Annotated in this window: 10 protein-coding genes and 1 pseudogene; 9 read left to right on the forward strand and 2 right to left on the reverse strand. The window is 63.6% G+C overall.

Going from position 1 to position 14,016, the window contains the following annotated elements; all coding sequences use genetic code 11:
- Window positions 1-49 precede the first annotated feature (49 nt).
- From EJ077_RS11740 to EJ077_RS11750, 3 genes and pseudogenes are all read left to right on the forward strand, one after another.
- A complete protein-coding gene (locus EJ077_RS11740) occupies window positions 50-1,963 on the forward strand; it encodes a potassium transporter Kup (protein WP_208702120.1) in 1,914 nt (637 codons plus the stop codon).
- 186 nt (window positions 1,964-2,149) lie between these two features.
- The gene (locus EJ077_RS11745) at window positions 2,150-4,069 is read left to right on the forward strand and encodes a potassium transporter Kup (protein ID WP_208702122.1); all 1,920 of its coding nucleotides are present in this window, start codon (window positions 2,150-2,152) and stop codon (window positions 4,067-4,069) included.
- 37 nt (window positions 4,070-4,106) lie between these two features.
- A pseudogene (locus EJ077_RS11750) lies at window positions 4,107-5,155 on the forward strand (SDR family oxidoreductase).
- A gap of 35 nt (window positions 5,156-5,190) precedes the next feature.
- Here the strand turns inward: EJ077_RS11750 and EJ077_RS11755 are convergent.
- Window positions 5,191-6,081: an SDR family oxidoreductase gene (locus EJ077_RS11755; RefSeq protein WP_208702124.1), complete on the reverse strand. Its 891-nt coding sequence runs from the start codon at window positions 6,079-6,081 to the stop codon at window positions 5,191-5,193.
- Between the two features lie 135 nt (window positions 6,082-6,216).
- Here EJ077_RS11755 and EJ077_RS11760 point away from each other — a divergent pair, with 135 nt between their 5' ends.
- The 3 genes from EJ077_RS11760 (at window position 6,217) to EJ077_RS11770 (ending at window position 10,809) form a co-directional block, all read left to right on the forward strand.
- Window positions 6,217-6,627: a winged helix-turn-helix transcriptional regulator gene (locus EJ077_RS11760; protein WP_135881855.1), complete on the forward strand. Its 411-nt coding sequence runs from the start codon at window positions 6,217-6,219 to the stop codon at window positions 6,625-6,627.
- A gap of 51 nt (window positions 6,628-6,678) precedes the next feature.
- Window positions 6,679-7,965: an FAD-dependent oxidoreductase gene (locus tag EJ077_RS11765; protein WP_208702126.1), complete on the forward strand. Its 1,287-nt coding sequence runs from the start codon at window positions 6,679-6,681 to the stop codon at window positions 7,963-7,965.
- Between the two features lie 63 nt (window positions 7,966-8,028).
- Complete coding sequence (locus tag EJ077_RS11770; RefSeq protein ID WP_208702128.1) at window positions 8,029-10,809, forward strand: CHAT domain-containing protein; 2,781 nt, start codon at window positions 8,029-8,031, stop codon at window positions 10,807-10,809.
- Window positions 10,810-10,842: 33 nt separating this feature from the next.
- Here the strand turns inward: EJ077_RS11770 and EJ077_RS11775 are convergent, their stop codons facing one another.
- Complete coding sequence (locus EJ077_RS11775) at window positions 10,843-11,580, reverse strand: glutathione S-transferase family protein (RefSeq protein WP_208702130.1); 738 nt, start codon at window positions 11,578-11,580, stop codon at window positions 10,843-10,845.
- A 101-nt stretch (window positions 11,581-11,681) separates the two neighbouring features.
- Between EJ077_RS11775 and EJ077_RS11780 the strand changes: the two genes are divergently transcribed.
- The 3 genes from EJ077_RS11780 (at window position 11,682) to ilvC (ending at window position 13,988) form a co-directional block, all read left to right on the forward strand.
- On the forward strand, window positions 11,682-12,140 hold the full coding sequence (locus EJ077_RS11780; protein ID WP_208702132.1) for a MarR family winged helix-turn-helix transcriptional regulator: 459 nt from the start codon (window positions 11,682-11,684) through the stop codon (window positions 12,138-12,140).
- Between the two features lie 149 nt (window positions 12,141-12,289).
- Window positions 12,290-12,943 carry a TetR/AcrR family transcriptional regulator gene (locus EJ077_RS11785; RefSeq protein ID WP_208702134.1) on the forward strand — a complete coding sequence of 218 codons (654 nt, stop codon included), beginning with the start codon at window positions 12,290-12,292 and terminating at the stop codon, window positions 12,941-12,943.
- Between the two features lie 25 nt (window positions 12,944-12,968).
- Entirely contained in the window at window positions 12,969-13,988 is a 1,020-nt protein-coding gene (gene ilvC / locus EJ077_RS11790; RefSeq protein ID WP_140495398.1) for a ketol-acid reductoisomerase, read from the forward strand.
- Window positions 13,989-14,016: the final 28 nt, after the last annotated feature.

Consider the following 14,016-nt stretch of genomic DNA (forward strand, 5'->3'; position numbering starts at 1 on the left):
CCGCATCGCAGCATGCGTGAGGCACTGCGCGCTTGTCGGGGAGTGGTCCATGGACCTTGCCAGTCGCGTTAGCGAGGCTGAAACCGTCGAGCAATCGAGCCGTTCCGAGGTTGAGCAGCACAGCACCAAGGTTCTGATGCTGGGCGCGCTCGGCGTCGTCTATGGCGATATAGGCACAAGTCCGATCTACGCCTTTCGCGAGGCGCTTCACGCTTCGCCGGGCATCGATACGCGCGTTCACGTGCTTGGCGTTTTGTCGCTGATTGTCTGGGCGCTGACGATCATCGTGACCATCAAATACGTCGCCTTCGTGCTTCGTGCCGACAACAAGGGGGAAGGCGGCACGCTGTCGCTGATGTCGCTGGCACGCAGCGCCTATCCCAAGGGCGCTCGACTGATCCTCGTGATCGGCCTTTGCGGCGCGGCGCTGTTTTTCGGCGATTCGATCATAACGCCGGCCATCTCGGTGCTGTCGGCGGTCGAAGGCCTGACGGTGGTGACCCCGGCGCTGGACGCCTATGTCGTGCCGATCACGCTGCTCATCCTTGCCATCCTGTTCTCGGTGCAGCGATTCGGGACGGGAAAAGTAGCGGCGGTGTTCGGGCCGGTGACGGCGCTGTGGTTCCTGGCCATCGGCGTCGCGGGCATCTACCACTTGATGGATGACCCATCGATCCTGCTGGCCATCAATCCCTATTACGCGGTTGCCTATCTGGCCAGCACACCCACCGCCGCCTTCGTCACTGTCGGCGCGGTGTTCCTGGCCGTGACCGGGGCCGAGGCGCTTTATGTCGATCTCGGCCATTTCGGACGCAAGCCGATCGTGCTGGCATGGTTTTCCGTGGTGTTTCCCTGCCTGCTGCTCAACTATTTCGGGCAGGGCGCCTTTGTGCTCGCCAATGACGGAAAACCGACCAACCCGTTCTTCCAGATGTTGCCTGACTGGGCGCTGATGCCGATGGTGGGACTTGCAACGGCCGCCACGGTCATTGCCAGCCAGGCGGTCATTTCAGGGGCTTTTTCGCTCACCCGCCAGGCGGTGCAGCTCAACCTTCTGCCACGCATCGAGGTGCAGCATACGTCGGAAATGCAGTCCGGGCAGATCTACATGCCGCGCGTCAACCTGCTCATCGCGATGGGCGTCATGCTGCTGGTGGTCGGTTTCGGCAGTTCGAGTTCGCTGGCTTCCGCCTACGGCATCTCGGTGACCGGTGAAATGCTGATGACGACGATCCTGCTGTTCGTGGTGATGCGCAAGCTTTGGAAATGGAAGCTGGCGCTCGCCCTGGCGCTGACTTTGCTGTTCGGTATCATCGACAGCGGCTTCTTCCTGGCCAATGTCGTGAAGATCGTGGAAGGCGGCTGGGTCTCGATCACCGTTGCCAGCTTGATGGGGCTGATCATGTGGACGTGGATACGCGGCACCCGCTATCTGTTCGACAAGACCCGCCGCAACGAGATCCCGCTCGATTTCCTCGCCGGCAACCTGCTGAAGAAGAAGCCGCACCTGGTGTCTGGCACCGCCGTGTTCCTGACCAGCGATCCCTTGAGCGCACCGACCGCGCTGATGCACAGCCTGAAGCATTACAAGGTGCTGCACGAGCAGAACGTCATCCTTTCGGTGGTCACCGCTCCCCAGCCGGTGGTGCCCGACAGCGAGCGGGTGAAGATGGAGACGGTCAACGAGCTGTTCATGCGGGTGACGCTGACCTTCGGCTACATGGAGCAGCCCAATATCCCGCGCGCGCTGGCGATCTGCCGCAAGCAGGGCTGGAAGTTCGACATCATGACGACGTCCTTCTTCCTATCGCGGCGCTCGCTCAAGGCCTCGCCCAATTCCGGCATGCCGGTGTGGCAGGACCGGCTGTTCATCGGTCTGGCCCGTACGGCGGCCGATGCGACCGAATATTTCCAGATCCCGACCGGACGTGTCGTGGAAATCGGCACGCAAGTCGCTATTTAAGGCAGATACGGCAGATCTTATGGGCGCGCGCCGTGCCCCGCAGCCGCGAATTCAGTCCGCGACCATTGGATTACAGGCCATTTCCCAAGGAGCTTAGCGTTGCCGGCATGGGAGCCATCACGCGACGGCACTTGATATTGCATTGCAGCAAGCGTAGAGCACCGCGCGTTTATCGGAGTGTCGTACATGGCCCTTGCCAATGCTGGTAGTGAGGCAGAACCCGTCGACCAATCGAGTCATCCCGAAATCGAGCAGCACAGCACCAAGGTGTTGATGCTGGGCGCGCTGGGCGTCGTCTATGGCGATATCGGCACCAGCCCGATCTATGCGTTCCGCGAGGCGCTGGTCGCGTCGTCGGGTGGGCAAGTCGCCGACCGTGGCGACATTCTTGGCGTTTTGTCGCTGATCATCTGGTCGCTGACGATCATCGTCACCATCAAATACATCATGTTCGTGCTGCGCGCCGACAATCGCGGCGAGGGCGGCGTGTTGTCGCTGATGGCACTGGCGCGCGGCAGTTTTCCGAAGCGCTCGGCGCTGATGCTCGGCATCGGCATCGTCGGCGCCTCGCTGTTTTTCGGTGACGCTGTCATTACCCCGGCGATTTCAGTGCTGTCGGCGGTCGAGGGCATGAATGTCGTCACCCCCACCTTCCAGCCCTATGTCGTGCCGCTGACGCTGGTCATCCTCGCCATGGTGTTTGCGGTTCAGCGTTTCGGCACCGGCGGCGTGGGACTGGTCTTCGGCCCGGTGACCGCGATCTGGTTCCTGGCCATCGGCCTTTCCGGCCTCAAGCACATCATCGCCGATCCGGAAATCCTGTGGGCGATCAGCCCGCACTATATCGTCGCTTTCCTGATCCATTCGCCCGACGTCGCCTTCGTGACGATCGGCGCGATCTTCCTTGCCGTCACCGGCGCGGAAGCGCTCTATGCCGATCTCGGCCATTTCGGCCGCAAACCGATCGTGCTTGCCTGGCTTTCGATCGTCTTCCCCTGTCTGCTGTTGAATTACGCCGGCCAGGGTGCCTTCGTGCTGGCGAAGAACGGCGTGGTCGGCCATCCATTCTTCGAAATGAACGAAGGTTGGGCGCTGATCCCGATGGTGGTGCTGGCAACGGCGGCTACCGTCATCGCCAGCCAGGCGGTCATTTCAGGGGCTTTTTCGCTGACCCGCCAAGCGGTGCAGCTCAACATGCTGCCGCGGCTGGAAATCCTGCACACGTCGGAAAAGCAGTCCGGCCAGATCTACATGCCGCGCGTCAACCTTTTGCTGGCCCTGGTGGTGATGATGCTGGTGGTCGGCTTCGGAGAGTCCAGCAAGCTGGCCTCTGCCTACGGTATCTCGGTGACCGGCAACATGCTGGTGACCACGGTGCTGCTCTATGTCGTCATGACCCGTATCTGGAAGTGGAAGCTGTCGGTGGCGATCCCGCTGACCGTGCTGTTCGCCTTCATCGACATCGGCTTCTTCGCCTCCAACATCGTCAAGGTGTTCGAAGGCGGCTGGGCTTCGCTGGTCGTGGCCTTGACCATCGTGCTGGGCATGTGGACCTGGGTGCGCGGTAGCCGCTATCTCTTCGACAAGACCCGCCGCAACGAGATCCCGCTCGATTTCCTCGCCGGCAACCTGCTGAAGAAGAAGCCGCAGCTGGTCTCGGGCACCGCCGTGTTCCTGACCAGCGATCCGCTCAGCGCACCGACCGCGCTGATGCACAGCCTGAAGCACTACAAGGTGCTGCACGAGCAGAACGTCATCCTTTCGGTGGTGACCGCCCCGCAGCCGGTGGTGCCCGACAGCGAGCGGGTCAAGATGGAGACGGTAAACGAGCTCTTCATGCGGGTGACGCTGACCTTCGGCTACATGGAGCAGCCCAACATTCCGCGCGCGCTGGCGATCTGCCGCAAGCAGGGCTGGAAGTTCGACATCATGACGACGTCCTTCTTCCTGTCGCGGCGCTCGCTGAAGGCTTCGCCCAATTCCGGCATGCCGGTATGGCAGGACCGGCTGTTCATAGGCCTGGCGCGCACGGCCGCCGACGCCACCGAATATTTCCAGATTCCAACCGGACGTGTGGTAGAAATCGGTACGCAGGTCGCGATCTGACGAGGTCGATCGCCTCGGCCTGAACGGGAGGCGGGGGATGAGCGGCGAATTGGTGCTTGTCACCGGCGGATCGGGGTTCCTCGGCGCTCACTGTATCCTTGCCCTGCTGAAGGCGGGCTGCCGCGTGCGTACGACCGTGCGCACCGCCAGGCGTGAAGCCGATGTTCTGGCCATGCTGAAGGCTGGCGAGGCCGGTGGCGCCGAGCCCGGCGATAGGCTTTCCTTTGCCATGGCCGACCTGATGAGCGACGCCGGCTGGCCGCAAGCGGTCGCCGGCTGCGATTACGTCCTGCATGTCGCCTCGCCATTTCCCCCGGCGTGCCGAAGGATGAGGATGACCTGATCATCCCGGCCCGCGAAGGCGCTTTGCGCGTGCTCAGGGCGGCGCGAGACGCCGGCGTCAAACGCGTCGTGCTGACCTCGTCCTTCGCCGCTATCGGCTACGGCAAGATGCCGCCGGACGGCCGCCCCTTCACCGAGGAGAGCTGGACCGATCCGACGGCCAAGGTCAGCGCCTATGTGAGGTCGAAGACGCTCGCCGAACGCGCGGCCTGGGATTTCATCGCCGCCGAGGGTGGCAGCCTGGAGCTGGCGGTCGTCAATCCGGTCGGCATTTTCGGGCCTGTCCTGGGGGCCGACCATTCGACCTCCACCGCATTCGTCCAGCGCATGATGGACGGTGCCATGCCGGGGTTGCCGCGCCTGTCCTTCGGCGTGGTCGACGCGCGCGACGTGGCGGACCTGCATGTGCGCGCCATGACCAATCCCGTTGCCAAGGGCGAGCGGTTTCTGGCTGTCGCCGGCGATTTCATGACCGTGCGGGAGATCGCGCAGACCGTGAAGACGCGGCTCGGCGCGGCCGCCTCGCGTGTCTCGACGCGGGAGCTTCCCGATTGGCTGGTGCGGGTGGTGGGGCTTTTCAACGCGGAAGCCGCGCAGCTCGTGACGGAACTCGGCAAGGTCAAGAACGCGACCAACGCCAAGGCGGTGCGCATGCTCGGCTGGGCGCCGCGCTCGCGCGAGGACGCGCTGGCCGCCACCGGAGAGAGCCTGGTTCGGCTTGGGCTGGTCAAGACCCCGAAATAGCGCGGCGGAAGAAATACTTCCCCGCCGCGCGGGTTTCAGCCGGCCAGCGCGGCCTTGTTGGCCTCGAGGAACTGCTTCAGCGGGACCGACTTCCGGCCGGAAAGGGTCTCCACCGAGTCCGTTACCATGCCAAGGTCGCCGGCGCGCGTGGCGGCATCGAAGGACACCAGAAGCTTGGCGATCGGCTCGGGAAGCCCGGCTGCCTTCATCCCCTCGGTCAGCGCTTCGTCGGAGAGCTGGACGACCTGGATCGGCTTGCCGGTGACTTCGGTGACGAGTGCGGCGACTTCGGCTGGTGTATAGGCCTTGGGGCCAGTCAGCGTGTAAGTCGTGCTTTCGGTGTCGTCCGAAGCCAGCCCCGCGGCTATGGCCGCGGCGAGATCGTTACGCGCGCCGTAGGAAATGGCGCCGTCGGCCGCGGACGTATACCATTGGCCCGATGCGAGGATTTGCGGCATCGCCGTGAACAGGTTCTCGTCGTACCAGCCATTGCGGAAGATCGTGTAGGGAATGCCGCTCGCCTTGATCGCCTGTTCCGTGTCGTAGTGGTCTGGCGCGAAGAGCACCGGCGACCCCGGCTCGGTGTTGGGCATCGAGGTGTAAAGCAGGTGGGCGATGCCCGCCTGCTTGGCTGCCGCGACTGCGGCGAGCTGCTGTTCGCGGCGCTTTCCCTGGATCGCCAGCTCATTGGTCGAAATGATGAGCGCCCGGTCGGCGCCGGCGAAGGCTTTGGCAAGCGAGGCCTGATCGTCGAAGTCGGCCGCGCGAACAGTGACGCCGCGCGCCGACAGGTCGGCAAGATTGGCGGGCGTGCGGGTCGTGGCGATGATCCGGGCCGCCGGTATCTCCAACGTGTCCAGCAGATGGTTGATGACGCTGCGGCCGAGCTGGCCGGACGCGCCGGTGACGAGAAGAGTTGCGGTCATGGGGGATCCTGACTTTGCGCCGGAAGGGCGGTTCGAGTGGTGGTCTCAAAAAGAGACCAGCACTAAAATAGGAATTGACCCGATGCCGTAAAGAAGGCAGTTTTTGGGGAGGTAGGCACAGGCAAGGAACCAACCATGGACAGCCGGACCGTCAATCTGAGATCCAAACTCGAAGTCTACAAAGCGATGACCGACGGCGGAAATATTGCCGATTGCCCGGTCCGCGACGTCATCCAGGGGCTCAATGGCAAATGGAGTTCGCTGTTGACGGCGGCCCTGGCCGAGCAGCCCTATCGCTTCGGCGAACTGCGGCGGCTGGTTCCCGACATTTCGCAGCGCATGCTGACCCAGACGCTCTACGATCTGCAGCGCGACGGCTATGTGCGTCGCGAAGTGTTCCCAACCAAGCCGCCGAGTGTGGAATACAGCCTGACCGACCTTGGGCGCTCGATGTTCGACGCTTTGCAGTATTTGTTGCAGTGGGCTGAAAACAACCATGACGCGGTGCGCGACGCGCGCACTGCCTTCGACGCGACCCAGGCTTGAACAACCGGACAGTGCGGCTCGGTGACTTGATTTCGCCCGGCGGCTGAAGGATTGTCCCGGCCAGTTCGGCTTGGGGGCATCGGCATTTCCTACGACATCGCAATTGCAGGCGCCGGTCCGGCAGGGCTGGCCATGGCGCTTTACCTCAAGCGCGCCGGCTACAGGGTCACCGTCTTCGAACGCTTCGAGGAACCCAGGCCGGTCGGCTCCGGGCTGATCCTGCAGCCGACCGGGCTGACGGTGCTGGCCGATCTCGGCCTGCTCGATGATATCATGGCACTTGGCGCCCGCATCGACCGGCTGCATGGCGCCGATGCCTCGACCGGCCGCACCGTGCTCGATGTCCGCTACGACGCACAGCAGGGCGGCCGCTTCGGCCTGGCGGTGCACCGGGCCGCCCTGTTCGGCGTGCTCTTCCGTGCGGCGCAACGCGAGGCGATTCCGATCGAAACCGGCGTCGAAATTGAGACTCTGGAGACCGGCGAACGGGCGACGTTGATCCGCAGCGGCGGGCGAAGGGCAGGTCCGTTCGATCTGGTCGTCGATGCCAGCGGCGCACGCTCGAAACTGCGGCACTGCGCCGGCAATGCTAGAGCACCACGACCACTCACCTATGGCGCATTCTGGGCATCGCTGGATTGGCGAGGCGAGGGCTTTGACGAGCACGCGCTTTTGCAGCGCTACGACAAGGCCAGCGTCATGATCGGCGTGCTGCCGATCGGCCGGCCGGAACCCGATGCCGAAAGGATGGCGGCTTTCTTCTGGAGCCTGAAACCGGCGGCCGCCGATGCCGTGCGCAACCTCGGTATCGATGCCTGGAAGGAGCGGGTCTTGCGGCTGTGGCCGCACGCCGAGGCGTTCACCAGCCAGATCGACAGTTTCGACCAACTCTCGCTGGCCCGCTACGGCCACCATACGATGAAATTTCCGGTTGGCCGGCGGCTGGCCGTGATCGGCGACGCCGCGCATTCGACCAGCCCGCAGCTTGGCCAGGGCGCCAACATGGCGCTGCTCGACGCCGCGGCGCTCAGCCATGCACTGGCGCGAGCGGACGGCGTGGAGGCAGCGCTTGAAACCTATGCGAGAGCGCGGCGCTGGCATGTGCGGACCTTCCAGGCACTGTCGCTGGCATTCACGCCCTTCTACCAGTCGGATTCCCTGGCGCTGCCGTTCATCCGCGACAGGCTGGTGGCGACGATCGCCAAAATCCCGCCGGCGCCGCGGTTCCTCGCCTCGATGGTGGCCGGCACGGTGATCGATCCGTTCAGGCGGGCAGGGCTTGCCGAAGCGCATTGGGGTTTTGGACAAAATCCAGGTCATGATACGACCGCATCGTAGAGTTTTTCGCCCCAGCCGATCCGTATGTGTGTCATGTCTCCAGCGCGAAAGTCACCGGGTCTGATGCGCATCGCTGCCGCCGTCCTGGTGACGTTGGCTACAGTGGCGCCCTTGCCTCGGGCGCAAGCACAGACTCCAAGCCAGGCCGGTCAGCAGGCGCCGGCAAACAGCGAAGAGGCTCTGAAAGGCCGCATCGACGCGGCCTACAAGCTGATGATGGATGCGGGACGCTTTGACGAAGGCTATGCCCAATTGCGGGCTACGCTGCTCGATGCCGCCAGAAGCGACTTCTACGATTTCACGGTCGAGAGTTACTCGAGCGCCGGTGCAACGTTCCTCAACAACCAGATACTCGACAATGCCGAAGAGATTTTCGCTGAGGGTCTGAAAACCAGGGCGATGCAGCAGGATATCGCGAAGCGCGGCGATTTCTACCTCAACTACGCGATGCTGAAACAGGCCGAGAAGGACTATCAGGGCTTCGTTTCAATGTGCGCGGCGGCAACCAATCTCTATGCCCATTACCACGGCCAGGAATCCCAGGAACTGCTGTATGCCAACGATGTGCTGGCGACGGGGGTCGCCGCATTCGGTCAAATCGCTTCTGCGATCAATATCGAGCAGCGCAATTTGAAGCTGGCCCAGAGGGTAACCGGCACGGATGATCGTTTCATCTGGAAGCTGGAGAACAACCTGGCCGACATGCTGCGCCAGATGGGAGCGCCGATCCGGGCCTTGCAGTACGATTTGGCCGTGCTGGACAAACGTATCGGCTATTACGGGCCAAACCACTTCAACGTTTTGGTCAGCGCCAACAATACCGCGCAGGACTATCTGGACCTTGGCAAATACGACGAGGCCCTGCGCTATTTCCAGCAAGACCGCGACATTGCGGTCGTTCTCAGGCAGGAAGGCAATCTGGTCGAGCAGGCCGACGGCTGGCTGCTCTACACCAGGGCGCTCTCCGGCACGCAGCCGCTTGACGAGCCGACGCTGGCGCGGCTGCGACAACTGACCACGGACTCCAGTTATCCCGAAATACTCGCAATCAAGATCGCCAACATGCTCGCCGCACATTTCGCCGCCGTGGGCGACACGCAAAACAGTATGGGCGAACTCGAGCAGGCCCGCAGCATCGCCGGATCGACATATGGGCCGGTGCATCCGCTGACGTTTGCGGCGCGGCAGGCTATCGCCAATCTCAAGGCCAAGACGAATCCCGTCGCGGCGGCAGCCGACCTCGCGGCTCTCGATGAAGACATGCTGCGTTGGAACTGGTTCCAGGTCAGCACGGCCGGCAACCCGATCGTGGCCGAGGCCAGCCGCGCCTTGGCCGACGACATGCTCCACGACTACGCGCGCCTCGCAAAGGACAATGCGTCGGCAGTACCGGCGTTCGCGGAAGCCGTGCGCCGCTGGCCGACACTTGAAAACGAGAAGCGAGATCTTTTACGCAGGCTGTCCCGCCTCATCGACCCGAGCGACACGGCTACACGGCATCTGATCGACACCGGGATCCGGTTGTCCCTGGCCTATCAGGAGGCTGCTTCCAGCGGCGACAGTTCCGATGACCCGGGTGCGGTGCAGCCCGACCAGGTTGAGGCGGCGTACCAAAAGGCCACCGCCAAGGTCATGGCCGGATACAGTTTCAGCCAAAGCATGGTCGACAAGCCGCTGCCGTCGGCCGACACCTTGTTGAAGCCCAACCAGGGGCTGATCGACTATTTCATCACCCGCAAGTGGCGAGCCGATCGGGAGAGTGCCGATCCGCTGGAAGACGAGCGCCTTTACGCGATCGTCACCCGCAAGGATCAGCCGTCGCGGATGTTCGACCTCGGCGATCCGCGCCGGCTCATTCCCGCCGCCCGGGCGACCCGCATGGCGGACCTGCGATCGAGCCGCTCGGGGCAGGCGCGCGGCGCCGTGCCGATGGTCGACCTCGACGCCACCTTTACCGGGCTCTATGCCGGCCTCATCGCGCCGCTGGAATCCTCGCTCGCGGGGGCGGATACACTTTTCGTGGTGCCTGACGGCAAGCTGTTCTCGGTACCGTTTCCGCTGCTGCGGGATCGCATGGGCGCCACGCTCGATGTCCGCTTCGATGTGCGCATGCTGACACGGCCGGAGGCGCTGCTGAACGTTGGGGCCGACCAAAGCCTGCCGAGGAACGGCAAGGCTGTTCTGGCCGGCGGCCTCAACTATGCGCGCGGCGCGGAGAACGGCGCCGAGCCGCTTCCTGGGACCCGGAAGGAAGTCGACTCAATTGCCTCGATCCTGCGCCACGACAATTATTCGACGGAGGTGCTCACGGGAGACGCGGCCGGCGAACGGGCGCTACGCCAGGACATGGAGCAGGCGACCCTGGCGCATCTTGCCACGCACGGCGCCTACCGCGACGAGGCGGAAGGCGGGACCAGCGCCCTCAATGCACTGTGGCAGAGCCAGGTCGTGCTGTCGCGGTCCGGCGACCGGCAATCGATGAAACGCGACGACGACGATAACAGGCTCTACGGCATGGAGATCATGAATTGGGACCTGTCTGATCTCGACCTGCTGGTGCTGTCGGCCTGTGAGACGGCGCGGGGCGAAGAGACCTTCGTCGGCGGCCTGCGCGGTCTGCCGACAGCCATCAATATTGCCGGTGCGAAGCGCTCCCTGCTGACGCTTTGGCCGGTGGATGACGCCGGCACTGCAGCGTTCATGACCGGCTTCTACGGCCAACTTGCTAGTGGCCAAACCTATTCGCAGGCGCTGCGGCAGACCCGCCGCGACGCCCGCGACGGCAAGATTGCCGGCGCGCAGGATCCGCGAGTCTGGGCGGCCTTCGTCATGTTCGAGAACTGATACGGTTGGGCACGGCCGCCGCGATCGATCCCTTCAGGCGGATCGGGCTAAAGGAAGCGGACCGGCCAGATCATCCGATGGGATCAGGGTCGAGAGAAACGCGCTTTTCGCGCGCAGGAACTGGCGCAGGCGCTGCGCATAGTCAGGCGCGACGGCGCCCCTGGTCGAGGCGCGTTCGCTCAATGCCTTGCGCCAGGCCTGGACCCGTGGCTTGCCGTCCAGAATGCCGAAATCGCCGATCTGGTCGAATGTGTCGAGATAGCGGAAGACCGGACCGTAGACGGCATCGACGAGGGAAAAGCGGCTGCCAGCGAACCATGGCCCGCTCCGCGGGGTATCGTCCGCGAGTTCAGCCTCAAGGCGGCCAAACATGGCCGACAGCGCGCTGGATTCGGCGAGGAAGCCGGCCTCGCTCGGCGCTGAATAGAACCGGCCAATGGCGTTGAGGATAGCTGAGCCATACTCGATCCAGGCACGATGCCGGGCGCGGGCATAGGGGTCGGCAGGGTGAAGGGGATTGGCCTGCGTCTCCTCGAGGAATTCGAGGATGACCGCCGATTCGAACATTATCGTCTCGTCGCCATCTTGCCGCACGCGCAGCAGCGGCACCTTGCCGAGTGGCGAGATCGCCTTGAACCAGTCCGGCTTGTCGGCGAGGTCGATGTCGACGCGCTCGAACGGTACGCCCTTCTCGGCCAGCGAGATCGCGGCGCGCTGGACATAGGGGCAAAGGGGGTGGCTGACGAGAATGAGGGTGTCGGGATGTCGCATGGGAATGTGCCTCTCGTTATCGATGCAATTGCATCTATGTAGATGCATGTGCATCGATCGTCAAGCTTGATGCAATTGCATCTATCTCGTATGGTGCCGCCATGACAGAGACAGCCATGCCTTCGCCTGAAGCCATCAAGGTCTGGGCCCGCCTGATGCGGGTGTCGCGCCAATTGATGGAACGCGCCGAGGACGCGCTGAAGGAGGGCGGCCTGCCGCCGCTCTCATGGTACGACGTGTTGCACGAGCTTGCCGAGGCCGGCGAGGGCGGTTTGCGGCCGTTTCAATTGATCGAGCGCACCTTGTTTGCGCAATACAACATCTCGCGGCTGTTGGCGCGGCTCGAGGCCGACGGGCTGGTCGAGAAACTGCCGGTAGCCGATGACGGCCGCGGGCAAACCATCCGCATCACGGCCAAGGGGCGCGAGACGCGCCGCCGGATGTGGGCGGTCTACGGCCGGTCGATCGCCGAACTGGTTGGTGCCAAACTCTCGCCGGATGAGTTGCGCATGGTCTCGGCACTGCTTGGCCATCTGCGCCATCCGCCTGCCGCGGACTGAGCATGCGCATTGCGCCGCTACGCGGGACCCCAGCAGATATTTTTCTTCTCTGCCCTTGCGCCGATCATCGGATTGCGCAATATGCCGAACCGTAACGTACGGTACGGCAGACGGCTAGCCGACCTGCTTTTGGCTGCCGAGGGAAGAGCGTGTTGCACAGCGTGCCTGACATCGATACCAGCGAGACGCCGACGGAGCGGCAGCAGGCCGTTCTGAACGCGGCGCTGCGGCTGCTGGTCGAGGAGGGCGACAACCTGACCATGACCGCCGTGGCGCGGCGGGCAAGCTGTTCCAAGGAAACGCTCTACAAATGGTTCGGCGACCGTGACGGGCTGCTGACGGCGACCGTGCAGTGGCAGGCGTCGAAAGTGCGGGTGGCGCAGGTCGACGGCAAGGGGCTCGACCTTGCCTCGCTGACGGCAAGCCTCGAGCGATTTGCCTGCGACTGGTTGAAGGTGATCTCCAGCGATACGTCGATCGCGCTCAACCGTGTCGCGGTCGGCCATGCGGGGTCGGGCAAGGACGATCTCGGCGCCGTCGTGCTGGAGAATGGGCGCTTTGCACTGGCCAAGCGGCTGAAGCCGGTGCTTGAAGCCGGCCGGCGGGCGGGGCTCCTTGAATTCGCGGATGCGGAGATGGCGTTCCGTACCTTTTTCGGGCTGGTTGGCCGGGATGTGCAGATCCGTCTGCTGCTCGGTGACCGGCTGGAATTGACTGAGGCGGCGATCGGCGGCGATGCCATCCGCGCGACGCAGCAGTTTCTCGCTCTTTTCGGAGCAACAAACGGGCCGCAAGGCCTCTGATCTTCAAAACGGGAAGGAAGTAAAAATGCGCGTCTATTACGATCGTGATGCCGATCTCAACCTGATCAAGGGCAAGAAGGTCGCCATCATCGGCTATGGCAGCCAGGGCAGGGCGCATGCGCTCAACCTCAAGGATTCCGGCGCCAAGGAGATCGCCATCGGCCTCAAGGCCGGTTCGGCGACCGCCAAGAAGGTCGAGGCCGACGGGCTCAAGGTGATGAGCGTCGCCGACGCCGCCAAATGGGCCGACCTGATGATGATGGCGACGCCCGACGAATTGCAGGCCGACATCTACAAGAACGAGATCGCGCCGAACATCCGCGACGGTGCCGCGATCGCCTTCGCGCACGGCCTCAACGTGCATTTCGGCCTCATCGAGCCCAAGTCGACCGTCGACGTCGTCATGATCGCGCCGAAGGGTCCCGGCCACACGGTGCGCGGCGAATACCAGAAGGGTGGCGGCGTGCCGTGCCTGGTCGCCGTCAACCAGGACGCCTCGGGCAACGCGCTCGACCTCGCTCTCTCCTACGCCTGCGGCGTCGGCGGCGGCCGTTCGGGCATCATCGAGACCAATTTCCGCGAGGAATGCGAGACCGACCTGTTCGGCGAGCAGGTTGTTCTGTGCGGCGGCCTGGTCGAACTGATCCGCGCCGGCTTCGAGACCCTAGTGGAAGCCGGCTATGCGCCCGAAATGGCCTATTTCGAGTGCCTGCACGAGGTGAAGCTGATCGTCGACCTGATCTATGAAGGCGGCATCGCCAACATGAACTACTCGATCTCCAACACCGCCGAATGGGGCGAATATGTCTCGGGTCCGCGCATCATCACCGCCGAGACCAAGGCCGAGATGAAGCGCGTGCTGAAGGACATCCAGACCGGCAAATTCACCTCGGAATGGATGCAGGAATACCGCGCCGGCCTGTCGCGCTTCAAAGGTATCCGCCGCAACAACGACAGCCACCAGATCGAGGAAGTCGGCGCCAAGCTGCGTGCGATGATGCCGTGGATCTCGAAGAACAAGCTGGTCGACAAGGCCAAGAACTGAGCGAAATCGATACGCTCGAACCCCTCTA

Source organism: Mesorhizobium sp. M8A.F.Ca.ET.057.01.1.1 (assembly GCF_003952565.1).
Lineage (GTDB): Bacteria > Pseudomonadota > Alphaproteobacteria > Rhizobiales > Rhizobiaceae > Mesorhizobium.

Excerpts from the sequence above, each read along its gene's own strand:
- EJ077_RS11755 (WP_208702124.1), bottom strand. The coding sequence starts at position 6,081 with ATGACCGCAACTCTTCTCGTCACCGGCGCGTCCGGCCAGCTCGGCCGC.
- EJ077_RS11775 (WP_208702130.1), bottom strand. The coding sequence starts at position 11,580 with ATGCGACATCCCGACACCCTCATTCTCGTCAGCCACCCCCTTTGCCCC.
- EJ077_RS11760 (WP_135881855.1), top strand. The coding sequence starts at position 6,217 with ATGGACAGCCGGACCGTCAATCTGAGATCCAAACTCGAAGTCTACAAA.
- ilvC (WP_140495398.1), top strand. The coding sequence starts at position 12,969 with ATGCGCGTCTATTACGATCGTGATGCCGATCTCAACCTGATCAAGGGC.
- EJ077_RS11770 (WP_208702128.1), top strand. The coding sequence starts at position 8,029 with ATGCGCATCGCTGCCGCCGTCCTGGTGACGTTGGCTACAGTGGCGCCC.
- EJ077_RS11780 (WP_208702132.1), top strand. The coding sequence starts at position 11,682 with ATGACAGAGACAGCCATGCCTTCGCCTGAAGCCATCAAGGTCTGGGCC.
- EJ077_RS11745 (WP_208702122.1), top strand. The coding sequence starts at position 2,150 with ATGGCCCTTGCCAATGCTGGTAGTGAGGCAGAACCCGTCGACCAATCG.
- EJ077_RS11740 (WP_208702120.1), top strand. The coding sequence starts at position 50 with ATGGACCTTGCCAGTCGCGTTAGCGAGGCTGAAACCGTCGAGCAATCG.